Annotated in this window: 22 protein-coding genes; 18 read left to right on the forward strand and 4 right to left on the reverse strand. The window is 68.1% G+C overall.

Translation table 11 applies throughout. The features are described 5' to 3' along the window. Positions 1–82 precede the first annotated feature (82 nt). From NI2_RS00425 to NI2_RS00435, 3 genes are all read left to right on the forward strand, one after another. Complete coding sequence (locus tag NI2_RS00425) at positions 83–1,015, forward strand: ABC transporter ATP-binding protein (RefSeq protein WP_067484471.1); 933 nt, start codon at positions 83–85, stop codon at positions 1,013–1,015. Beyond that, the gene (locus NI2_RS00430; protein ID WP_067484474.1) at positions 1,015–1,782 is read left to right on the forward strand and encodes an ABC-2 transporter permease family protein; all 768 of its coding nucleotides are present in this window, start codon (positions 1,015–1,017) and stop codon (positions 1,780–1,782) included. Before NI2_RS00425 ends, NI2_RS00430 begins: the two co-directional genes overlap by 1 nt. Positions 1,783–2,095: 313 nt before the next feature. Beyond that, the gene (locus NI2_RS00435) at positions 2,096–2,878 is read left to right on the forward strand and encodes an adenylate/guanylate cyclase domain-containing protein (RefSeq protein WP_067485790.1); all 783 of its coding nucleotides are present in this window, start codon (positions 2,096–2,098) and stop codon (positions 2,876–2,878) included. A 6-nt stretch (positions 2,879–2,884) separates the two neighbouring features. Here NI2_RS00435 and NI2_RS34340 read toward each other — a convergent pair whose 3' ends face one another. Continuing rightward, entirely contained in the window at positions 2,885–3,025 is a 141-nt protein-coding gene (locus NI2_RS34340) for a CG2302 family histidine operon protein (RefSeq protein ID WP_166655701.1), read from the reverse strand. 85 nt (positions 3,026–3,110) lie between these two features. Here NI2_RS34340 and NI2_RS00440 point away from each other — a divergent pair, with 85 nt between their 5' ends. From NI2_RS00440 to NI2_RS00470, 7 genes are read left to right on the forward strand one after another with little or no spacing between them, the layout of a single operon-like run. Then, positions 3,111–4,826, forward strand: a complete 1,716-nt coding sequence (locus NI2_RS00440) for an acyclic terpene utilization AtuA family protein (RefSeq protein WP_067485792.1) — start codon at positions 3,111–3,113, stop codon at positions 4,824–4,826. Further along, complete coding sequence (locus tag NI2_RS00445) at positions 4,823–5,974, forward strand: acyl-CoA dehydrogenase family protein (protein ID WP_067484477.1); 1,152 nt, start codon at positions 4,823–4,825, stop codon at positions 5,972–5,974. The genes NI2_RS00440 and NI2_RS00445 overlap by 4 nt, the downstream gene beginning before the upstream one ends. Then, positions 5,971–7,569: an acyl-CoA carboxylase subunit beta gene (locus tag NI2_RS00450; RefSeq protein WP_067484480.1), complete on the forward strand. Its 1,599-nt coding sequence runs from the start codon at positions 5,971–5,973 to the stop codon at positions 7,567–7,569. Before NI2_RS00445 ends, NI2_RS00450 begins: the two co-directional genes overlap by 4 nt. An 11-nt stretch (positions 7,570–7,580) precedes the next feature. Next, positions 7,581–9,578 (forward strand): acetyl/propionyl/methylcrotonyl-CoA carboxylase subunit alpha, encoded by a 1,998-nt coding sequence (locus NI2_RS00455; protein ID WP_067485794.1) that lies wholly within the window; start codon positions 7,581–7,583, stop codon positions 9,576–9,578. Next, positions 9,575–10,735, forward strand: coding sequence for an acyl-CoA dehydrogenase family protein (locus NI2_RS00460; protein WP_067484483.1), 1,161 nt, complete (start codon positions 9,575–9,577; stop codon positions 10,733–10,735). Before NI2_RS00455 ends, NI2_RS00460 begins: the two co-directional genes overlap by 4 nt. Before the next feature lie 60 nt (positions 10,736–10,795). After that, positions 10,796–11,578 carry an enoyl-CoA hydratase family protein gene (locus NI2_RS00465; RefSeq protein WP_067484486.1) on the forward strand — a complete coding sequence of 261 codons (783 nt, stop codon included), beginning with the start codon at positions 10,796–10,798 and terminating at the stop codon, positions 11,576–11,578. 4 nt (positions 11,579–11,582) lie between these two features. Then, complete coding sequence (locus NI2_RS00470) at positions 11,583–12,197, forward strand: TetR/AcrR family transcriptional regulator (RefSeq protein ID WP_067484489.1); 615 nt, start codon at positions 11,583–11,585, stop codon at positions 12,195–12,197. A gap of 99 nt (positions 12,198–12,296) precedes the next feature. Here the strand turns inward: NI2_RS00470 and NI2_RS00475 are convergent, their stop codons facing one another. Next, positions 12,297–12,932 (reverse strand): class I SAM-dependent methyltransferase, encoded by a 636-nt coding sequence (locus NI2_RS00475; RefSeq protein ID WP_067484492.1) that lies wholly within the window; start codon positions 12,930–12,932, stop codon positions 12,297–12,299. 141 nt (positions 12,933–13,073) lie between these two features. Here NI2_RS00475 and NI2_RS00480 point away from each other — a divergent pair, with 141 nt between their 5' ends. After that, on the forward strand, positions 13,074–13,799 hold the full coding sequence (locus tag NI2_RS00480; protein WP_084475835.1) for a TetR/AcrR family transcriptional regulator: 726 nt from the start codon (positions 13,074–13,076) through the stop codon (positions 13,797–13,799). A 110-nt stretch (positions 13,800–13,909) separates the two neighbouring features. On the opposite strand, the gene thiD is transcribed toward NI2_RS00480, so the two are convergent. Then, positions 13,910–14,758, reverse strand: coding sequence for a bifunctional hydroxymethylpyrimidine kinase/phosphomethylpyrimidine kinase (thiD, locus tag NI2_RS00485; RefSeq protein WP_067484496.1), 849 nt, complete (start codon positions 14,756–14,758; stop codon positions 13,910–13,912). Between the two features lie 77 nt (positions 14,759–14,835). Between thiD and NI2_RS00490 the strand changes: the two genes are divergently transcribed. Then, a complete protein-coding gene (locus NI2_RS00490) occupies positions 14,836–15,984 on the forward strand; it encodes a GTP-binding protein (RefSeq protein WP_067484499.1) in 1,149 nt (382 codons plus the stop codon). 100 nt (positions 15,985–16,084) lie between these two features. On the opposite strand, the gene NI2_RS00495 is transcribed toward NI2_RS00490, so the two are convergent. After that, on the reverse strand, positions 16,085–17,218 hold the full coding sequence (locus NI2_RS00495; RefSeq protein ID WP_067484503.1) for an epoxide hydrolase family protein: 1,134 nt from the start codon (positions 17,216–17,218) through the stop codon (positions 16,085–16,087). Between the two features lie 89 nt (positions 17,219–17,307). On the opposite strand from NI2_RS00495, the gene NI2_RS00500 reads away from it, so the two are divergent. The 6 genes from NI2_RS00500 to NI2_RS00525 all read left to right on the forward strand — a co-directional run bounded on the left by NI2_RS00500 (position 17,308) and on the right by NI2_RS00525 (position 22,831). Beyond that, the gene (locus NI2_RS00500; protein ID WP_067484505.1) at positions 17,308–17,955 is read left to right on the forward strand and encodes a TetR/AcrR family transcriptional regulator; all 648 of its coding nucleotides are present in this window, start codon (positions 17,308–17,310) and stop codon (positions 17,953–17,955) included. A 57-nt stretch (positions 17,956–18,012) separates the two neighbouring features. Beyond that, the gene (locus NI2_RS00505) at positions 18,013–18,423 is read left to right on the forward strand and encodes a VOC family protein (RefSeq protein WP_067484507.1); all 411 of its coding nucleotides are present in this window, start codon (positions 18,013–18,015) and stop codon (positions 18,421–18,423) included. Positions 18,424–18,480: 57 nt separating this feature from the next. Further along, on the forward strand, positions 18,481–19,278 hold the full coding sequence (locus NI2_RS00510; protein ID WP_067484509.1) for an ABC transporter permease: 798 nt from the start codon (positions 18,481–18,483) through the stop codon (positions 19,276–19,278). Positions 19,279–19,396: 118 nt separating this feature from the next. Next, on the forward strand, positions 19,397–20,167 hold the full coding sequence (locus NI2_RS00515) for an ABC transporter ATP-binding protein (protein ID WP_067484511.1): 771 nt from the start codon (positions 19,397–19,399) through the stop codon (positions 20,165–20,167). Then, positions 20,164–21,159 carry an ABC transporter substrate-binding protein gene (locus NI2_RS00520; protein WP_067484513.1) on the forward strand — a complete coding sequence of 332 codons (996 nt, stop codon included), beginning with the start codon at positions 20,164–20,166 and terminating at the stop codon, positions 21,157–21,159. Before NI2_RS00515 ends, NI2_RS00520 begins: the two co-directional genes overlap by 4 nt. Before the next feature lie 154 nt (positions 21,160–21,313). Next, on the forward strand, positions 21,314–22,831 hold the full coding sequence (locus tag NI2_RS00525; protein WP_243749768.1) for an MFS transporter: 1,518 nt from the start codon (positions 21,314–21,316) through the stop codon (positions 22,829–22,831). Positions 22,832–22,864: the final 33 nt, after the last annotated feature.

A 22,864-nucleotide genomic window follows, 5' to 3' on the forward strand; every position in this document is an offset into this window, starting at 1 on the left:
GGTTCGGGTCATCCTCGAGGATGACCCGACTCGCGACTTCCAGCCGACGCGCGCGCCGGGTTTGCTGGGGCATGCTGGACGCATGATCGAGCTGAGGGGCCTGACCAAGAAATTCGGCCAGACCGTCGCGGTACAGGATCTCTCGTTCACCGTCCAGCCTGGACAGGTGACCGGGTTCCTGGGACCCAACGGTGCGGGTAAATCGACGACGATGCGGATGATCCTCGGGTTGGACAAACCCACCGCGGGAACCGCGTTGATCGGCGGCAAGCTGTACCAGGAGCTCGAGCGGCCACTCACCCAGGTGGGTGCGCTGCTCGACGCCAAATGGGTACATCCCAACCGGTCGGCGCGCGCGCACCTGCAGTGGCTCGCCGCGTCCAACGACCTGCCCAAGGACCGCGTCGAGGAGGTGTTGCGGCTGGTCGGCCTGTCCGAGGTGGCGGGTAAGAACGCCGGCGGCTTCTCGCTCGGTATGTCACAGCGGCTCGGCCTTGCCGGCGCGTTGCTGGGTGATCCGAAGGTCCTGCTGTTCGACGAGCCGGTCAACGGCCTAGACCCCGAGGGCATCCTGTGGATCCGCCGGTTCATGCAGCGCCTCGCCGCCGAGGGCCGCACGGTGCTGGTCTCGAGCCACCTGCTTTCGGAGATGGCGCAGACCGCCGACCATCTGATCGTCATCGGTCGCGGCAAACTCATCGCCGACACCACCACCAAGGAGTTCATCGAACGCGCGTCCGAACAGTCGGTGCGCGTGCGGAGCCCACAACTGGACCAGCTGCGCAGCCTGCTCACCTCGCACGGCATGACCGTGCGTGAGGACGGCGACGCCGCGCTGGTCGTCACCGGCGTGACCAGCGACGAGGTCGGCAAGGTCGCCGGAACCAACAGCGTCACGCTCTACGAGCTGGCACCGCAGCAGGCCTCCCTCGAGGAGGCGTTCATGCGGATGACCGGCGGCGCCGTGGAATACCACGGCGGGGGAATCGATCAGGTGATGGGAGGTGCGCTCTGATGGGCGTGCTCGCTGCGGAACGAATCAAACTCACCTCCACCCGGTCGCCGTGGTGGTGCTCGGCGGTGGTGGTGCTGCTCGGCATCGGCCTCGCGGCCCTGATGGCCGTCATCACCAGCGTCGACACCTCCCAGGCGACCGAGCCGGGCGAGGGCCCGCCGATGCTCACCCCGAGCCTGGCGACATCGGGCGTGACGGGCTTCGGCGTAATGGTGCTGATGATCATGGCCGCGCTCACGGTGACCAGCGAATACCGCTTCGGGGTGATCCGGACGAGCTTCCTCGCAGTGCCCAACCGGTCGAAGGTGATCGTGTCCAAGGCAGGCTTGGTCGGTGTGTACGCGGCGGTGCTGACGGGCGTGCTGGCGCTGGCCGCCTTCGTGGTGGCCAAGGCGATCGTCGGCGACGATGCCCCGATGCTCGTGCTCGACGGCAACTGGCGCGCCATCTACGGCATCCCGATCTACGCCTTCCTGAGCGTGCTGCTGGCGGTCGGCGTGGGTGTGCTGGTTCGCCAGTCCGCGGCCGCCATCTCGCTGATCGTGCTGTGGCCGCTGCTCATCGAGAGCCTGCTAGGCGCGTTCGGCAGCTTCGGTCGCGCGGTCAACCCGTTCCTGCCCTTCGCCAACGTGAACCGCTTCCTGTCGGTCGAGGAGGTCTCGGGCAACTGGCACTGGGGAGTGTGGGGCAGCCTGGCCTACTTCGCCGCGTTCTGCGTCATCGTCTTCGCCGGCGCCCTGGTGGTCGTCAACCGTCGCGACGCATAACCCTGGTCCTGCCCGGGCTGCCCTCGCAACAAGCCCGGGCCGCGTGGGGGGCGACCTTGTCGGGAGGTCCTCCCCGGAACCCCCGGCGTCCGCTGCCCGGACGCCGGGGGTTTTTGCGTATCCCTTCGGCCCGCACCCAAGTCTGGCCTTAAGTTTCGGGCAGGCGGGACTGTAGGCTCGGTCCGTGAGTGAAACGCCTTCTGGCGCGCCGGATCCGCGACAGCGTGACGCTGACGCCGAGGTGTTCATCCCGTTGGAGCCGACCGTCGATGCCGACTCCGAGGAGCCCGGTGCCCGCAACGGTCGTCGTCGCGTGCAGATCTCGTCGAAACTGCAGGCCGCCAACCGTCGTGCCGACGTGATCGGCGCGTTGCGCAAGGCCCGTCAGCAGCTGCCGGGTGACCCGTCGTTCGGCGATCCGCTGTCGGTGTCCGGGCCGGGTGGGGCGCGGGCCGTGGCCAGGGTCGCCGACCGGATCGCCGGTGGCGCGCCGACGGCGGCACGCGAGATCGGTTTCGGCGCGCTGCAGGTGTGGCAGGCCGCCCTGGAGCGCGTGGGGCGTGGCCGGGGCACCGAGGAGGTGACGATCGTGTTCACCGACCTCGTCGGTTTCTCCAGTTGGGCGCTCGCGGCGGGTGACGAACGCACCCTCGATCTGTTGCGCAAGGTGGCCAAGGCCATCGAACCGCCGATCGCCGAGCGCGGCGGCCAGGTGGTCAAACGCATGGGCGACGGCCTGATGGCCGTGTTCTCCTCACCCGACCGCGCGGTGCGCGCCGCCCTCGCCGCCCGCCGCAACCTCGAGGACGTGGAGGTACAGGGCTACAAACCGCGCATGCGCGTCGGTCTGCACACCGGGTCCCCGCGCGAGATCGGTGGCGACTGGCTCGGCGTCGACGTGAACATCGCCGCCCGCATGATGGAGGCAGGCGGCAACGGCAACACCATGATCTCCAGCACCACCATGGCCGCCCTGCGCCCGGAAACCCTCACCGACCTCGGCGTCACCGCCAAGCTCTACCGCCGCAACTTCTGGGCAGCCCCCCTCAACGGCGTCCCCGAGGACGTGAAGATCTTCAAGCTAACCCCGGCCTGACCGCGGTCAGAGCCAGAGGAACGCGCCTGCGGCGGCGAGGGCGGCCGCGGCGATCAGGGCGATGGACATCGCGCGATTGTTCTTCCAGGTGGTGTAGGCGCCGCCGAGCAGGAAACCGGCGAGGGCGAAGAGCAGGACCGCAGACATGTTCACCATCTTGCCTGGTGAATTGCCCGCAGTTAACAAGCACGCATGCTTGCTTTTTTACGGGACCGGTGTGATCCTGGGTGCCATGAGTGCACTCTCCGCTGACCCGGACGTGATCCGGATCGGTAATTGCTCCGGTTTCTACGGCGACCGGCTCAGCGCTATGCGCGAAATGCTCACCGGCGGCGATCTCGACGTGCTCACCGGCGATTACCTCGCCGAACTCACCATGCTGATCCTCGGCCGCGACCGGATGAAGGACCCGAGCCTCGGCTACGCCAAGACCTTCGTCAAGCAGATCGAGGAGTGTCTCGGTCTGGCGCTGGAGCGCAACGTCCAGATCGTCACCAACGCGGGCGGCCTGAATCCGGCCGGGCTGGCCGAGCGGCTGCGCAAGGTCGCCGCCGACCTCGGTCTCGATGCCAAGATCGCGCACGTCGAAGGCGACGACCTCGTCGCCCGGGCGGGCGAGCTCGGCCTCGGTCAGCCGCTCACGGCCAACGCCTACCTCGGCGCCTGGGGCATCGTGGAGTGCCTGAACTCCGGCGCCGACATCGTCGTCACCGGTCGGGTCACCGACGCCTCGGTCATCGTCGGTCCGGCGGCGGCTCATTTTGGCTGGGGCCGAACCGAGTACGACGCACTCGCGGGTGCCGTGGTGGCCGGCCACGTGATCGAGTGCAGCACGCAGGCCACCGGCGGCAACTTCGCCTTCTTCACCGAACTCGGTGATCTCGGCCGCCCGGGCTTCCCGATCGCCGAGATCCGCCGTGACGGGTCGAGTGTCATCACCAAACACGCGGGCACGGGTGGCGCGGTCACCGTCGACACGGTCGAAGCGCAGCTCATGTACGAGATCCAGAGCGCGCGCTACGCCGGGCCCGATGTGACCACCCGCCTGGACAGCATCGCCCTGAGCCAGGAGGGTCCGGACCGCGTTCTCATCAGCGGTGTCACCGGTGAGGCGCCGCCGCCGCAGCTCAAGGTCTCGCTCAACACCCTCGGCGGCTTCCGCAACGAGATGGCCTTCATCCTCACCGGGTTGGAGATCGAGGCGAAAGCCGAACTGGCGCAACGGCAACTCGAATCGTGGTTGCCGGTGAAGCCGGCCGAGATCAGCTGGACCCTTGCCCGTCTGGACCGTCCCGACGCCGACACCGAGGAGCAGGCCAGCGCCATCCTCCGCTGCGTGGTGCGCGACCCCGATCCGAACAAGGTCGGGCGCGGCTTCTCCAGTGTCGCTGTGGAATTGGCGCTCGCGAGTTACCCGGGTTGCACCTTTACCGCGCTGCCCGGCAATGGTTCGCCCTACGGTGTCTTCACCCCCGGCTACGTCGACGCGCATGAGGTACCCCACGTGGCGGTCCTCGCCGACGGCACCCGTGTCGACATCGCGCCCGCGACGGAAACCCGTGCGCTCGAGCCACTTCCGGAACCCGCGCTGCCCGAACCGCTGCCGCCCACCGCGACCCGTCGTGTCCCGCTCGGCAGCATCGCGCTGGCCCGCAGCGGCGACAAGGGCGGTGACGCCAATATCGGCGTCTGGGTGCGCACCGACGAGCAGTGGCGCTGGCTCGTGCACACCCTCACCGTGGAGAAGCTGCGCGAATTGCTGCCCGAGACAGCCGAACTCGACGTCACTCGGCACGTGCTGCCCAACCTGCGGGCGATCAACTTCATCATCACCGGCCTGCTCGGCAAGGGCGTCGCCTACCAGGCGCGTTTCGACCCGCAGGCCAAGGGGCTCGGCGAATGGCTGCGCTCTCGCCACATCGACATGCCGACGGAGCTGCTCGCATGACATCTGTATGGGACACGCCGGAACGAAAAGAGCTGCGCGCCACCGTGCGCGGGTTCGTCGAGCGCGAAATCCTGCCCGACCTGGACTCCTGGGAGCGCGAAGGCGCCCTGCCGCGTGAGCTGCACAAGAAGGCGGGTGGGCTCGGCCTGCTCGGCATCGAGTACCCCGAATTCGCCGGTGGCGAGGGCGGTTCGCCCATCGACGGTGTCATCGTGGGCGAGGAGTTCCACTACGCTGGTGCCTCCGGCGGCACGTGGGCATCGCTGTTCACGTGCGGAATCTCGTTGCCGCACATCATAGCCTCGGGCAACCAGGAGCAGATCGACCGCTGGGTGAAGCCCACCCTGGCCGGTGACCTGATCGGCTCCCTCGCCATCACCGAACCCGGCGGCGGCTCCGACGTCGGCCACCTCACCACCTCGGCGGTGCGCGACGGCGACGACTACATCATCAACGGCGCCAAGACCTTCATCACCTCGGCCTGCCGCGCCGACTTCATCGTCACCGCCGTGCGCACCGGTGGGCCCGGCGCCGCCGGTGTCTCGCTGATCATCGTGCCCACCGACACGCCGGGCTTCGAGGTCACCCGCAAGCTGGAGAAGATGGGCTGGCTGGCCTCCGACACCGGTGAGCTGTCGTTCACCGATGTGCGGGTGCCCGCGGCCAACCTGGTCGGCGCCGAGAACTCCGGATTCGCGCAGATCGCCAGCGCGTTTGTGAGCGAGCGGGTCGGCCTGGCCGTGCAGGCGTACTCGATGGCCCAGCGCGCCCTCGACCTCACCCTCGAGTGGTGCCGCAACCGGGAGACCTTCGGCCGCCCGCTGATCAGCCGCCAGTCGGTGCAGATGACGCTGACCGAGATGGCCCGCCGCATCGATACGGCCCGCGTGTACACCCGCTCGCTGGTCGAGCGGGTGGAGAACGGCGAGCAGGGCCTCATAGCCGAGGTCTGCTTCGCCAAGAACACCGCTGTCGAGACCGTCGAATGGGTCGCCAACCAAGCCGTCCAGCTGCACGGCGGCATGGGCTACATGCGCGAGTCCGAGGTGGAGCGCATCTACCGCGACATCCGCATCATCGGCATCGGTGGCGGCACCAACGAGATCCTGACCATGCTGGCGTCGAAAGTATTGGGGTACCAGTCGTGACGACCTTCCGTTCCACCCTCGACACCGCGTCGCCGGAGTACACCGCCGCCGCGGAGGCGATGGCGACCAAGCTCACCGAGGTCGAGGCCGAGTTCGCCAAGGCCATCGCCGGTGGCGGCCCCGAGAAGGTGGCCCGTCATCACAAGCGCGGCAAGCTCACCGCCCGCGAGCGCATCGAACTGCTGCTCGACGAGGACTCGCCGTTCCTGGAGCTGTGCCCGCTGGCGGCCTGGGGTAGCGACTTCCACGTCGGCGCGTCGACGATCGCCGGTATCGGCATCGTGGAGGGCGTCGAGTGCATGATCGTCGCGCCCGATCCGACGGTACGCGGTGGCACGTCCAACCCGTGGACGCTGCGCAAGACATTGCGCATCAACGACATCGTGCGGGAGAACCGCCTGCCGGTGATCTCGCTGGTCGAGTCCGGCGGCGCCGATCTGCCCACGCAGAAGGAAGTCTTCATCCCGGGCGGCGCCATGTTCCGCGACCTCACCCAGGCCTCGGCCGCCGGAATCCCCACCATCTCGCTGGTTTTCGGTAACTCGACCGCGGGCGGCGCCTACATCCCCGGCATGTCCGACTACGTGGTGATGGTCAAGGAGGGCGCGAAGGTCTTCCTGGCGGGACCGCCGCTGGTGAAGATGGCCACCGGTGAGGACTCCGACGACGAGACCCTCGGCGGCGCCGAGATGCACGCCCGCACTTCGGGTCTGGCCGACTACATGGCCGCCGACGAGCAGGACGCCATCCGCATCGGCCGCGGCATCGTGCGCAGGCTGAACTGGAAGAAGCAGGGCCCCGAGCCCCGCGCCGAGGTCATCTCGCCGCTCTACGATCCCGAGGAACTGCTCGGCATCGTGCCCTCGGATCTGAAGATCCCGTTCGATCCGCGCGAGGTGATCGCCCGCGTCGTCGACGGCTCCGACTTCGACGAGTTCAAGCCGCTCTACGGTTCGAGCCTGGTCACCGGTTGGGCCGAGATCAACGGCTTCCCGATCGGCATCCTGGCCAACGCGCGCGGTGTGCTGTTCTCCGAGGAGTCGCAGAAGGCCACCCAGTTCATCCAGCTGGCGAACAAGAAGAACACGCCACTGCTGTTCCTGCACAACACCACCGGCTACATGGTCGGCAAGGACTACGAGCACGGCGGCATCATCAAGCACGGCGCGATGATGATCAACGCGGTGGCCAACTCGAAGGTCCCGCACATCTCGCTGCTGATCGGCGCGTCCTACGGCGCCGGGCACTACGGCATGTGTGGCCGCGCGTTCAACCCGCGCTTCCTGTTCGCCTGGCCGAGCGCGAAGTCGGCCGTGATGGGCGGCGCGCAGCTGGGCGGCGTGCTCACCATCGTGCAGCGCGGCGCGGCCGAGGCCAAGGGCCTGCCGTTCGACGAGGAGGCCGCTGCCGGTATCGCCGCCATGGTCGAGGCGCAGATCGAGACCGAGGCGATGCCGATGTTCCTGTCGGGCAGGCTCTTCGACGACGGCATCATCGACCCCCGTGACACCCGCACCGTGCTGGGGATGGCTCTGTCGGCTATCCACACGGCACCGATCAAGGGCGCCGAGGGCTTCGGCGTCTTCCGAATGTGAGGCGCGACAACATGGCCATTACGAATGTTCTTGTCGCCAATCGTGGTGAGATCGCGCGCCGCGTGTTCGCCACCTGCCGTCGGATGGGTATCGCCACCACTGCGGTGTACTCCGATGCGGATGCCGCGGCGCCGCACGTGTCCGAGGCCGACGCCGCCGTCCGGCTGCCCGGCAACACCCCGGCCGAGACCTACCTGCGCGGCGAGCTGATCATCGAAGCCGCGCTCGCGGCCGGTGCCGACGCCGTCCACCCCGGCTACGGATTCCTCTCCGAGAACGCCGAATTCGCGCGTTCGGTGCTAGACGCGGGCCTGGTGTGGATCGGTCCGCCGGTCGCGGCCATCGAGCAGATGGGCTCGAAGGTCGAGTCGAAGAAGATGATGGATGCCGCCGGTGTCCCGGTCCTCGCCGAGCTCGATCCCGCCGAGGTCACCGAGGCGCACCTGCCGGTACTCATCAAGGCCTCCGCCGGTGGCGGTGGTCGCGGTATGCGCGTGGTGCGTGAGCTGGGCGATCTGCGAGACCAGATCGCCGCGGCCCAGCGCGAGGCAGAATCCGCGTTCGGCGATCCGACGGTGTTCTGCGAGCGCTACCTCGAGACCGGCCGTCACATCGAAGTCCAGGTCATGTCCGATACTTTCGGCAAGACCTGGGCGGTCGGTGAGCGTGAGTGCTCGATCCAGCGTCGTCATCAGAAGGTCGTGGAGGAAGCTCCTTCGCCGCTGGTCGAGAAGATCGACGGCATGCGTGATCGCCTGTTCGAGGCGGCACGGCTGGCCGCCGAGGCGATCGGCTACGAGGGTGCGGGCACCGTCGAGTTCCTCGCCGACGAGAAGGGTGACTTCTTCTTCCTGGAGATGAACACCCGTCTGCAGGTGGAACATCCGGTCACCGAGCAGACCACCGGCCTGGACCTGGTCCGCCTACAGCTGCAGGTGGCCTCCGGTCTCCCGCTGCCCGCGACTCAGCCCGCCCAGCGCGGCCACTCGATCGAGGTCCGGCTCTACGCCGAGGATCCGGCGCACGACTGGCAGCCGCAGAGCGGTCCCGTGCACAAGATCGAGATCCCCTTCACCGCAGGCCAATTCACGGTGCTAGAGCAGCCGGGTGTCCGCCTCGACACCGGTGTCGTCGACGGCTCGGTCGTCGGCGTGCACTACGACCCGATGCTGGCCAAGGTCATCTCCTACGCCGAAACCCGCGCCGAGGCAGCGCATCTGCTCGCCACCGCGCTCCAGCGGGCGAAGCTGCACGGCCTGGTCACCAACCGCGACCTGCTCGTGCGCGTGCTGCGGCACCCCGCGTTCCTCGCCGGTGACACCGACACCGCCTTCTTCGCCACCCACGATCTGGCCGCGCTGTCCGCGCCGTTGGCGTCGGAGGCCGACGAGGCACTCTCCATCGTCGCCGCCGCGCTCGCGGATTCGGCCGCCAACCACGCCGCCAACCGCTTCGGCAGGCTGGCGCCCAGCGGCTGGCGCAACCTGGCGTCGGAGCCGCAGCGCAAGTCCTACGAGAGCCGCACCAGCGGCACACACGAGGTGCGCTACCGGTTCGACCGGTCCGGTGCCGTGACGGTGGAGGGCCACGACGGTCTGGAACTGATCTCGGCGACGCCGAACCGGGTCGTGCTCGCCGTGCCGGGTGAACGTGGGCCGGTGCGCCGCCAGTTCGAGATCGCCCGCTACGACGATCTGGTGGCGGTCGACTCGCCGCTCGGCCCGGTGGCGGTGCGCAGGCTGCCGCGCTTCACCGATCCGTCCGAGCAGGTCGCGGCCGGTTCGCTGCTCGCGCCCATGCCGGGCAGCGTGATCCGGCTCGGTGCCGCCGAGGGCGATCACGTCCAGCAGGGCCAGCCGATCCTGTGGCTGGAAGCCATGAAGATGGAGCACACCATCGTCGCGCCGGCCACCGGCGTCCTCAGTGCACTCAACGTGACCTTCGGCCAGCAGGTCGAGGTCGGAACCGTCCTCGCCGTCGTCGAGGAAGAAGAGCAGGAGCAGGCATGAGCTTCCACGAAACCGAAGAGCAGAAGGCGCTGCGCGCGGCGGTCGCCTCGCTGGCGACCAAGTACAACTACCGCGACTACGTGCTGCCGCTCTCGCGCAAGAACGAGCCGCTCAGCGAACTGTGGGACGAAGCGGGCAAGCTCGGCTTCCTCGGCGTGAACCTGCCCGAGGAGTACGGCGGCGGTGGCGCGGGCATGTACGAGCTGGCACTGGTGCAGGAGGAGCTCTCGGCGCAGGGCGCAGGTCTGCTGCTGATGGTGGTGTCCCCGGCCATCTGCGGCACCATCATCACCAAGTACGGCACCGACGCGCAGAAGCAGACCTGGCTGCCCAAGCTCGCCGACGGTTCGTCGAAGATGGTCTTCGCGATCACCGAGCCCGACGCCGGTTCCAACTCGCACCAGATCACCACCACCGCCCGCCGCGACGGTGACGACTGGATCCTCAACGGCCGCAAGATCTTCATCTCCGGTGTCGATCAGGCCGAGGCCATTCTGGTGGTCTCGCGCACCGAGGACCACAAGACCGGCAAGCTCAAGCCCGCGCTGTTCATCGTCCCCGTCGACGCGCCCGGCCTGGTGAAGAACGTCCAGGAGATGGACGTCATCGAGCCGGATCACCAGTACACGCTGTTCTTCGACGATGTGCGCCTGCCCGCCGACGCCCTCGTCGGCTCCGAGGACGCCGCGCTGGCGCAGCTGTTCGCCGGATTGAACCCCGAGCGCATCATGGGCTCGGCCATGGCCATCGGCCTGGGCCGCTACGCCATCGACCGCGCGGTGGAGTACGCCAAGGAACGCACCGTCTGGAAGACGCCGATCGGTGCGCACCAGGGCATTTCACATCCGCTGGCGCAGATCAAGATCGAGCTGGAACTGGCCAAGCTGATGATGCAGAAGGCCGCGACGCTCTACGACGCGGGTGACGAGTTCGGTGCTGCCGAGGCGGCCAACATGGCCAAGTACGCCGCCGCCGAGGCCAGCATCAAGGCGCTGGATCAGGCGATCCAGACCCATGGTGGTTCGGGTCTGACCAAGGAGGTCGGGCTGTCGGCGATGCTGCAGGCCGCGCGGATCATGCGGATCGCGCCGGTCAGTCGCGAGATGATCCTCAACTTCGTGGCCCAGCACTCGCTCGGGCTGCCGCGGTCCTACTGAGTTACCGGCGGTCGCCCCAGCTGGGGCGACCGCCTTCACTTCGGATGAACAGGAGTCCCGATGAGTGACGTGACGGAAGCACCGTTCGTCCGCTACGAAGTGGTCGATGGGTTCGCCACGCTGACCTTCGATTCTCCGCACAACCGGAATGCTTTGTCCTCGAAGCTGGTTCGTGAGCTGCTCGAGGGGTTCGATCGGGCGGCGGAGGATGCGGCTGTGCGCGGGATCGTGCTCACCCATACGGGAGACACGTTCTGTGCGGGGGCCGATCTGAAGGAGGCGAGTACCGTCGATCCGGCGGTGGCCGCCGACCAGCGGACCCGGGTGATGATCGACGTGCTGCGTGGGATTCTCACCTCGCCCAAGCCGGTGATCGCGCAGATCGACGGGAATGTGCGGGCCGGTGGCATGGGCATCATCGGTGCCTGCGATCTCGTCGTCGCGGGACCGGGCAGTAGTTTCGCGCTCACCGAGGTGCGGATCGGGATGGCGCCGTTCATGATTTCGCTCACGCTGGTTCCGCGCATGGACCAGCGGTCGGCCAGTCGCTACTTCCTCACGGGGGAGAAGTTCGACGCGGCGACGGCGCGGGAGATCGGGTTGGTCACCATCGCGGCCGACGACCCGTCGGCCGAGGTGAAACGCCTGTGTGGGCAGCTGCGCAAGGGGTCGCCGCAGGGGTTGGCGGAGTCGAAGAAGCTCGTCAACGCGACGCTGCTCGCCGACTTCGACGCCCGGGTGGAGGAGCTCGCGCAGCGCTCGGCGGGGTTCTTCGGCACCCCGGAGGTGATCGAGGGTATGACGGCCTTCTTCCAGAAGCGCCCGCCGAGCTGGGCACAATAAGCCCATGGCGACACCCCACGAACCCAAGCAGGACCGCAGCCGGGTCACCCGGCAGCGGCTGCTCGAGGCGACCATCGACTGCCTGGCCGAGATGGGCTGGGCGGCGGCGACGGTGTCGGTGGTCGCCGAGCGGGCGGGAGTGTCACGGGGCGCCGCGCAGCACCACTTCCCGACCAGGGAAGACCTGATCACGGCCGCACTCGAGTACATGTTCGAGTTCCGGATGGACCAGGCCAAGACCGAAGCCGAAACGGTGCGCGAGGTCGCGCAGGGCATCGGCCGCACCCGCGCCGTGGTCTCGGCGCTGATCGAGTCCTACACGACACCGTTCTTCAAGGCCGCGCTGCAGGTGTGGACGCACGCGGCCGCCGACCCGGCCCTGCGCGAACGCATCGTCCCGCTCGAGGCTCGCTTCGGCCGCATCGCGCACCGCCGCGCCGTGGAAGCGCTCGGCGTCGACGACTCCGACCCGGTCACCCACCACCTCGTGCAGGCCACCCTCGACCTGGCCCGCGGTCTCGGCCTCGCCGACGTCCTCACCGACGACTCGGCGCGCCGCAAACAAATCGTCGACCAGTGGGCCGCGACGCTGCACAACGCCCTCAACCTGGCCCACTGAACCCCTGTGGGCCGTCGCCTCGGTGGTCGACCGCTGCTGGGTGGCACCCACGCGGCACCCTCGACTCCGTTAACAGGCTAGCTAGGCGAGGTAGCGAAGCTAGGCGAGACGGCGCACGCGGACAACGCTGTCGGACCGCTCGCCAGCGACACCGTCGGGGCTGGTCGACGGCGTGGTGACGAAATCGGCCGTTTCCACCTGCCACCCGCCGGGAGCCAGGTCGAGCTGCTCGATCACCTCGTCGATGGTGGGGAAGTGGACGGCGTGCGGCGGATTGTCGGCCGCCCAGGTCGGCCAGCCCGCGTGCCCGCCGACGATCAGCGAACCGCCGGGTGCCACGGCCTCGGCCGCTCGGCGCAGGATGCGGGCGCGTTCGTCGGGGCGTTCCACGGGGGAATGCAGGAACTGCGCGGAGACCAGATCGAAGGTGCCCTCGGGGAAGGTCTCCATCAGGTCGTGGCGCTGCCATTCGATGCTCACGCCCGCATCGGTCGCGTGCTGGGCACCGCGCTGCATGGCGGTGGCCGACACGTCGACCGCGGTGACCTGCCAGCCGCGGGTGGCCAGCCAGATGGCGTCGCCGCCTTCACCGCAGCCGAGGTCGAGGGCCGTGCCGGGCGTCAGGTCGGCGGCTTCGCGGACGAGGGTGGCGTTGGCGTTGCCGGTCCAGATCTGGTCGCGCTCCCGGTAGAAGTCTTCCCAGAACTGTTCGGCGGTCGGGGTGGTCTCGGTCATCGAAGCTCCTGATGGTGCGGGTCTGATCGGATGTTCTCGATGGTGCACACCGATGCCGCCTACTGGCAACCTTCCTTGCCGGTACGGCAAAAATTCAGGGGTGGCAGCGTGTCGCGCCGCGTGGCCAGCGATACTGCCAGTGTGACGCGCGTGCATCGGAAGGCCGACGAGGTCCCAGCCCGGCGTGTGGACGCGCGCACCGAACGCTGGCGGGCCCACCGCGTCCAGGTGCGGATCGAATTCGTCGAAGCGGCCTTCCGTGCCCTCGACGCGCACGGCCCGGACGTGAGCATGGGCGACATCGCCAAGGAGGCGGGTGCCGCCAAGCCCAAGCTGTACCGGCACTTCGAGGACAAGACCGATCTCTACAACGCGATCGTCGACCGGGTGCGCGAAATGCTCTGGGAGCGGCTGCTCGGCGGGATCGACCTCACCCACGACTCGGCAGCCGAACTGGTGCGTCGCGCGGCCGCCGAGTACGTGGCGGTGGTGTCGGAGCACCCGAATGTCTTCCGGTTCATCCTGCACAGTCATTTCAGCCAGCAGGCCCGCGAAACCGAACGGGCCCTGGCCGCCGCCCGCCAATCGGCCAGGCGCGCCGCCGAATTCATCGCCGGGTTGCTGCCGGACGAGTCGGTCGACGTGGCGGGCATCGAATTGGTGAGCTATTCGATTTTCGGGGCGGTCGCCTCGGCGACGGACTGGTGGCTCGGCGCCAACCAGCGCGAGGTGTCGGCGATGCCCGTGGAGCGGTTCATCGACTATCTGGCCGAGAGCATCTCGGCACTCGCCCAAGCTCACGCCCGGTTCAACGGCGTCCGGATCGAACCGGACGAACCGCTGCGCGACGCATTCGTGACTGACTGAACTCGCGCCCGGCACGAACTTCGTTGTTCTCGCCGACTACGTCGTTGGAGCCGGTGGGGGTGCGATGACCTCAGTATGGACCCGCCCACCGACAAGTTTCGATTGCCACGCTAGCGATCTGTGCGGAGTCTCCATAACGGCGACACAGGGCCGTGACCAGCGCCGAGGTCGTAAGAGGCGGCCAGGCACCGATAGGTCCATTCCTTGGCGAAGGCCACCGCTTCGGGCACCGAGTACCCGTGGGCGAGCGCGCTCGCGATGGCCGCGGCCAAGGTGTCGCCGCCGCCGTGATCGTTGCCGGTGCCGATGCGTGGAGCACTGAATTCCTGGAAGGTGTCGCCGTCGAAGAGCAGGTCCGTGCTGGTCTCCGACGTGCGCAGGTGCCCGCCCTTCACGATGGCCCACTGCGCGCCGAGGCCGTGCAGCGCTTCGGCGGCTTTGCGGGCGGTCGGGTCGTCGACCACTTCGATGCCGGTGATGAGGCGCACCTCGTCGAGATTCGGCGTGACGACGGTGGCGAGCGGGATGAGTGTGGTGCGCACGGCGTCGAGCGCAGAGGCGTGCAGCAGCGGGTCGCCGTGCATCGATGCCGCGACCGGGTCGACGACCAGCGGCACCGTTCCCTGGCGTCCGATCCCGACCTCCCGGCACACCGCCGCCACCGATTCGATGATGGCGGTGGACGCGAGCATCCCCGTCTTGGCCGCGCCGATCCCGATATCGCGCACGACCACCCGCACCTGATCGGCCACGATCTGCGGCGGGATCTCGTGGAAACCGCTGACGCCCACCGTGTTCTGCACCGTCACCGCCGCGACGGCGACACAGGCGTGCACCCCGCACATGGCCATGGTCCGCGAATCGGCCTGGATGCCCGCGCCGCCACCGGAGTCGGTGCCCGCGATGGTGAGCGCGCGAACAGGAGTTTGGCCATCGGGGGCGAGCGGCAACATCTTCACGCCCCAACCCTACGACCGCCTGTCCGATTTCCTGGACCCAACCGGTTACAGCAATTGAAAACCATTATCATTAACTCGTGACCACCACCGATTCGCCCGCCCGCCTGCCCGTCACCGTCCTGTCCGGCTTTCTCGGCGCGGGCAAGACCACCCTGCTCAATCACATCCTCGCCAACCGCGAAGGCCGTCGGGTCGCGGTGATCGTCAACGACATGAGCGAGGTGAACATCGACGCCGCGCTCGTCGCGGGTCAGGGTCACCTCGATCGCACCGAGGAGAAACTCGTCGAACTCACCAACGGCTGCATCTGCTGCACGCTGCGCGAGGACCTGATCGAAGCCGTCGCCCGGCTCGCCCGCGAGGGCCGGTTCGACCAATTGGTGATCGAGTCGACCGGCATCTCCGAGCCGATGCCGGTGGCCGCCACCTTCGACTGGGAATTCGAGGACGGATTCCGCCTCGGCGATGTGGCCCGACTCGACACCATGGTCACCGTCGTCGACGCCTCGACCTTCCTCGCCGAACTGGTACGCGGCCAAGCCCTGGCCGAGCGTGAACTCGAAGCGGGCGAGGGTGATTCGCGGACCATCGCCGACCTGCTCGTGGATCAGGTGGAGTTCGCCGATGTACTGCTGGTGAACAAGACCGACCTCGTCAGTGCGAATGCCGCCGCGACGGTCGAGGCCACCGTGCGCAGGCTCAATCCGCGCGCCCACATCCTGCGCACCGAGAAGGGGGTCGTCGACCTGGGCGAGGTGCTGTCCACGGGTCGCTACAACCCGGTGGTCGCCGCCGAAACAGACGGCTGGGCAGAGGAATTGGCAGGCGGGCACACACCCGAGACCGAGGAATACGGCATCAGCAGTATCACCTTCATCGCCGACCGCCCCTTCCATCCGCAGCGCCTGGCCGACGCGCTGACCACCCTGCGCGGCATGCTCCGCAGCAAAGGTTTCTGCTGGATCGCCAGCCGCCCCGAGCTGGCCGCGATCTGGTCGCAGGCCGGACCCAACCTCACCTTCGAACCGGGCGCATGGTGGTCGGCGCTCGAGGTGCCCGCCGGACAGGAGATCGTGTTCATCGGCGTGCGGCTCGACGCGGCGGCGGTGCGGCGCGAACTGACCGCAGCCCTGCTCACCGACGCGGAGTTCGCCGCAGGCGCGGCCGTGTGGGCGACCTACGACGACCCGTTCCCCGCCTGGGGCGACCTGCACGAACACCACTGATCGTCGACTTCGTTACGCACATGTCGATGCGCTGGTGCATGATTCGAATGGGCTTCGGCCCACGCACCGATGAGGGGAGCGTGGGCCGGGGCACCGGGACTCAGGACAGGCCGGCGAAGAACCGCCGGATATCGCCCACCAGTACCTCCGGTGCCTCGTGCGCGGCGTAGTGCCCGGCCGCATCGTTGGCCCCGCCCGCGCCGGTGCGCACGTCGTAGGAATTCCAGCTGACGATATTGCTGTGGTCGCGTTCGGCGAAGCGCCGGATGGACTGGAAGTCGCCGGCGAACATGGCCAATCCGGTCGGCACGGTGGTCGGTGTGCTCGGGTGCTCGGCGGCGTGCGCGTCCTCGTAGTAAAACCGCAGCGAGGAGCCCGAGGTGCCGGTGAGCCAGTACAGCGCCACATTCGCGATCACGAACCGCGCGTCGATCGACTCACCGAACAGCTGCGCGTTCCAGCCGAGCAGTCCGATCGGTGAATCGGCCAGCGCGTAGGCCAGGGTTTGTGGCTGCTGGCTGTGCAGGGTGTTGAACGCCATCTTGTTCTCGTGGAACCACTGCAGGTGTTGCAGCGCGGCCATATCCGCCTCCGACATGCCCTCGAACTCGGCCGGGTCGCCGGAGGGGAAGGAGAACAGCTGGGTGACGTGCACGCCGATCACCCGCTCCGGCGCGATCCGCCCGATCTCGGGAGAGACCATCGAACCGCCGTCGTTGCCGATGGCGCCGTAACGCTCGTAGCCGAGGCGCGTCATCAGCTCGGCCCACGCGCGGGCGGTGCGGTAGCGATTCCAGCCGGTGCTGCGGGTGGGGCCGGAGAACCCGAACCCCGGCAGCGACGGGATGACCAGGTGGAACGCCGGATCCTCGAGCGATTCGGGCTCGGTGAGCGGCGTGATCACATCCACGTATTCCAGGATCGAGCCCGGCCAGCCGTGGGTGAGGATCACCGGCGTCGCATCGGCGCGCGAGGAACGGATGTGCAGGAAGTGGATGTTCTCGCCGTCGATCTCGGTGGTGAACTGCGGGTAGGCGTTGAGCTCGGCTTCTACTGCGCGCCAGTCGAATTCCTCGAGCCAGTACTTCGCCAGGGCGCGGACCCGATCGCCGGGAACGCCGTAGGCATCGCCGACGCCGGGCAGCTCGTCCGGGTAGAGCGCGTTGCGCAGCCGGGCGGCGAGATCGTCGAGCCGGGCCTGGGGGACATAGATGCGGAAGGGCGTGACGGTCATGTCGGATCCTCTTCTTGAAACGGAATGCTTCGTTCTGTTCCAACTCTAACAGAACGGATCATTCCGTTTCAAGTGGTAGGCTGATATTCATGCCGAAGCAGAACGAAACCCCAGCTCAGCCCCGCTTGCCCGGTCGCAAGGCGCAGGCCGCGCGCAATGACGGACTGATCCTCGAGGCCGCGCGCACGGTGTTCCTCGACGATCCGACCGCGCCGATCGCCGCGGTCGCCGAACGCGCGGGCGTCGGCATCAGCGCCCTCTACCGCCGCTATCCGAGCAAGGAGGTGCTGTTACGCACGCTGTGTCACGAGGGGTTACGGCGCTACAACGCGGAAGCCGATGCCGCACTGAAGGATTCCGACGGCTGGCGCGGATTCGTCGGTTTCCTCGAGCGGGTGGTCGACGCCGACGTGCACTCGCTCACGGTGCGGCTGGCCGGCACCTTCACCCCCGACGACGCGATGCTGCCCGACGTGCTGCATTCCGGCGAGGTCACCGAGGAACTGGTCCGTCGCGCCCATGCCACCGGTCGGTTGCGTACCGATGTGAGCGCCCTGGACATCGGCCTGATCCTCGAGGCATGCGCCGCGATCACCATGCCCGACCAGGCGCGCACCGCCGAACTGCGCCGCCGTGTCCTCGCCCTGCTGATCGACGGCCTGCGTGCCGAGGGCGACCTGCCCGGTCCACCACCCGCGCCGGGGGAATTCGCTTGGCGTTGGGAGCGCAAAGCCTGAGGTGGTGGCACACTGAGCGGCGTTGCGAGTCGGCAGACCAACCGTGGAGGGTGCGTCGTGAACTGGACTCTGGAAGTAGTGGTCGTTCCCGTGTCGGATATCGACCGGGCCAAGGATTTCTACGCGAACAAGCTCGGATTCAACGTCGACCACGACACGGTGATCTCCGACGAGGTGCGCATCGTCCAGCTCACCCCGCCCGGCTCCGGTTGCTCGATCGTGATCGGCAAGGGCGCGGTTCCACAGATGCCGCCGGGTTCGTTGAAGGGCTTGCAGTTGGTGGTGCCCGATATCGAGCAGGCGCGCGCCGAACTGGTGGCCCGCGGTGTCGAGGTCACCGACGTACAGGTGCTCGGGGTGAACCCCTCGCCCACTCCGCATCCACTCGACAATGTCGGCTTCGTGTTCTTCAGCGATCCCGACGGCAACGGGTGGGGTGTGCAGCAGATTTCCAGCCGCGCGGGGTAATCCTCGAGCTGATCGCAACCCTGTCGTGGCGCGGCAAGGGCGGGGCACCATGCATCCATGTTGTCTACATCGCGCACCGCACCGGTGGACCGGCCGCTGTATCGCCGACCCGGCCTGCTGCGCGCGGTCTCGCCGCTGGCACTGCTGTTGCTGTGGCAGATCGGTAGTACCAGCGGCTGGATCCCGGCCAAGAAACTGCCCGCCCCCTCGGCGGTGTTCGAGGCGGGTCTCGAGATCTATCGGTCCGGTCAGCTAGGTGACGCGTTGCTGGTGTCGGGTCAGCGCGCGCTCTACGGTTTCGCGCTCGGCGCGGTGCTCGCGCTGGCGTGCGGTGTGCTGGCCGGGCTCAGCAGGATCGGTGAGTACGCACTCGACCCGCCGTTGCAGATGATCCGCACCATCCCGCTGTTCGGCCTGATCCCGCTGTTCATCATCTGGTTCGGTATCGGCGAGGAACCGAAGGTCTATCTGATCGCGCTCGGTGTGTTCTTCCCGCTCTACCTCAACACCTACTCCGGTATCCGCCAGCTCGACCCGAAGCTGCTCGAGCTCGGGACCGCCCTTCGTCTCGGTCTCGGTGAGCGGTTGCGGCTGCTTGTGCTGCCGGGTGCGCTGCCGCAGATCCTGGTCGGTGCGCGTCAAAGTCTCGGCATCGCTTGGCTTTCGCTCATCGTCGCCGAACAGATCAATGCGAGCGCGGGGCTCGGCTTCGTCGTCAACAACGCCCGTGAGTTCCTGCGCACCGACATCGTGGTGTTCGGGCTGGTGGTCTACAGCCTGCTCGGCCTGCTCACCGATTCGCTGGTGCGGCTGGCCGAGCGCCGTGCGCTGCGGTGGCGGCCGGGGGTGCGGTGATGTGCGCGCCCGCCGCGCCACGCGGTCCGCAAGCCGCGTCACCGTCCGCGACAGCTGCCTAGAGGTGCCACGTGCGCCGACCGACCATCGTCCGCCGTTCGATTGCGAGGCCCACTCGATGACCGTTGCTACCACCATCGCCCCGCGCACGGGCGTCGCCGCGCGGATAACCGCGCTAGCCAAGAGTTTCGGTGAGCGCACCGTCCTCGACGGCATCGATCTCGAGATCGGTGCGGGTGAGATCGTCGCCCTCGTCGGACGCAGTGGCTCGGGCAAATCCACCCTGCTGCGGATTCTCGGCGGCCTCGATTCGGCAAGTACCGGTGAGGTTCGCGTCGAGGGGCGACCGACGATCGTCTTCCAGGAATCACGGCTGATCCCGTGGCAGCCGGTGGTCCGCAATGTCGCGCTCGGCAGACCCGCGCCGCGGAACCGCCGGGCCGACGAGCAGGCCGCGCGCGAGGTCCTCACCGAGGTCGGTCTGGCCGCCCGCGCCGACGCATGGCCGCTCACGCTTTCCGGCGGGGAGGCCCAACGTGCCGCGTTGGCAAGGGCCTTGGTGGCCGAACCGACCCTGCTCCTGCTCGACGAGCCGTTCGGTGCCCTCGACGCCCTGACCCGGCTCACCATGCACGACCTGCTGCTCGGCCTGCACGCCGAGCGCGCCTTCGGCGTGCTGCTGGTGACCCACGACGTGCTCGAAGCGATCACCCTCGCCGACCGCGTGCTCGTCCTCGACGACGGCCACATCGCCGCCGACGTCCCCATCGACCTCCCACGACCGCGCACCGCCGCGGCGCCGGAGGTCGCCGAGTACGCGACGCGGCTGCTCGCGCTGCTCGGCGTCACCCTGACCCACCCGTCCACCGCACGAAAGTTGTTCCTGTGAAACGCACTCCGAAGTCCCGGCTGGGCGGACTCGCTCTCGCCGTCGTCGCCGCGCTCTCGTTGAGCGCCTGCGGTGACGACGCGGCGACCGAGGCGGCACCTTCGGGGCCGGTCGACCTGAGCACGGTGACGCTGAAAGTCGGTGACCAGAAGGCGATCTCGATCGAGGTGCTGCTCGAGGCGTCGGGTCAGCTGGAAAACCTGCCCTACAAGATCGAGTTCTCCACCTTCACCGCAGGCCTGCCGCTGGTCGAGGCGGCCAGCGCGGGCGGCATCGATATCGCCCAGACCGGCAACACCCCGGTCATCTTCGGTGCGGCCGCCGATGCCGATATCAAGATCGTCGGCGCGCTCTCGGCCACCGGCAAGGGTGATGCGATCCTGGTCGGCAAGGACTCACCGATCGCTTCGGTCGCGGCGCTGAAGGGCAAGAAGGTCGCCGTCTACAAGGGCAGTTCGGCCAACGCCAACCTGCTGCTGCAACTGAAGAAGGCGGGCTTGTCGCTGAGCGATGTCGAACCGGTCTACCTCTCGCCCGGTGACGGCTACACGGCCCTCACCAGGGGAGATGTCGACGCCTGGGCCACCTGGGACCCCTACACCGCCATCGCCGAGAAGGAGATCGGCGCCAAGTCCATCGCCGCCGCCGACCAGGCCGCCAACGGCTACAACTTCTGGGCCGCGGGCAACAAGACCCTCGCCGACCCGGGCAAGTCGGCCGCGCTCGCCGACTTCTTCCAGCGCTACGCCGCCGCGACCAAGTGGTCCTCGGACAACCTCGACACCTGGTCGGCGAAGTACGCCGAACTCACCCAGATCAGCGTCGACGCCTCCCGCACCACCTGGACCCGCTCGATCAAGCAACCGATCCAGCTCACCGACCAGGTGATCGCCTCCGAACAGGAGATCGCCGACGCCTTCGCCGACGCCAAGGCCATTCCCGGAAAGGTCGACTTCGGCTCCTACGTCGACACCAGGTTCGACAAGTCCTGAGACGGACCCTGACGGCGCCTGCGATCCTCCGGGTCGCAGGCGCCGTTTCGCATTCACCTGGTGTGGCGCTTACCCGGGGAACCGGTACCGAGCGGTTACGTTGACGTGGGCGGTCGAGCGCCACGGAAACCGATCACGACCAGGATGGTGACAGGTGGACGAGCAGACGAAGACCTACGGGTCGGTGCGCTGGGTGATGCTCGGGGTGCTGTGCGCCAGCCTGTTGCTGGTGGCGATGGATGCCACGGTCCTCAATGTGGCGTTGCCGTCGTTGATCGACGATCTGCACGTCGGGCCGCTCGAGCAGTTGTGGATCATCGACATCTACGGCCTCGTGCTCGGCGGGTTGCTCATCACCACCGGTGCGCTGGGGGACCGGTGGGGGCGGAAGTTGTTGTTCATCAGCGGGTTTCTGCTGTTCGGTGTCGCTTCGGTGATCGCGGCCACCGCGGGCAGCGCGGCGCAGCTGATCGTCGGGCGGGTGCTGCTCGGTATCGGTGGCGCGATGGTGATGCCCTCGACGTTGTCGCTGATCCGCAACATCTTCACCGATGTGCGCGAGCGCAACACGGCCATCGGGATCTGGGCGGCCGTCGCCGGGGTGGGTGCGACGGTCGGTCCGATCGTCGGCGGTTTCCTGGTCGAGCATTTCGGCTGGTCGTCGGCGTTCTGGTTGAACGTTCCGGTGGTGCTGGTGACGGTGGTAGTCGGGTTGTGGGTGCTGCCGGAGTACCGGACCCCGCAGGCTGGTCGGCTCGATTGGTTCTCGGCGGTGCTGTCCGTGGCGGGCATCGTCTGCCTGGCGTGGGGCATCAAGCATCTGGCCAAAGGTGAGGCGACACTGGTGGATTGGGCGATGCTGCTTATCGGCGTCGGCGCGTTGGCCTGGTTCGCCCGCCGCCAGCTGCGGTCGGCTGATCCGCTGCTGGACGTGCGCCTGTTCCGAAACGGCGCGTTCACCGCGGCCGCCGTCGCGACCCTGCTCGCCATGATGGCCATCGGCGCCGCCATGTTCCTGATCTCGCTGTGGTTGCAGTACGTGCACGGCTACAGCCCTTCGCAGGCGGGCATCCGGATGCTGCCCGCCGCCCTCACCCTGCTCACAGCGTCGTTGCTCACGCCGATGCTGATGGAGAAATTCGGGGTCCGCGTGGTGCTCGGTGTCGGCCTGGGTGCGGTCGCGCTCGGCTTCCTGCTGCTCGCGGTGAGCCCGGAACCGACGTCGTATCCGGTGGTGGCGCTGGTGCTCGTCTCCTTCGGGCTCGGTGACGGGATGGCCGTCACCGCGGCCGCCGCCGTGCTCGTCGGTGCCGTTCCCGCCGACCGGGCGGGTCAGGCGGGTGCGGTAGAGGAGACCAACTACGAGGTCGGTGTCGGTTTCGGGGTGGCGCTGCTCGGCAGCCTGCACGCCAGGCTCTTCACCGAGCACATGACCCATCTGCCCGTTCCGCCCGACCGCGTGGAGCAGGCGAGCGGTTCGGTGGGCGGTGCCGCCGAAGTCGCCTCGGACCTGCCGGAACCCGCCCGCACCGAGCTGCTCGGCGCCGCCACCCACGCCTTCGATTCCGCCCTCACCACCACGTCGTATCTGTCGGCCGCCGTCGTGGCCGTGGTGACGGTCGGTGCCGTCTGGCTGGTGCCGAAGGGTTTTCGCGTGAGCGGTGGACACTGACCCTTGACGCAACCAACTGGTTGCCATACTGTG

Source organism: Nocardia ignorata NBRC 108230 (assembly GCF_001612905.1).
Classification (GTDB): Bacteria; Actinomycetota; Actinomycetes; order Mycobacteriales; family Mycobacteriaceae; genus Nocardia; species Nocardia ignorata.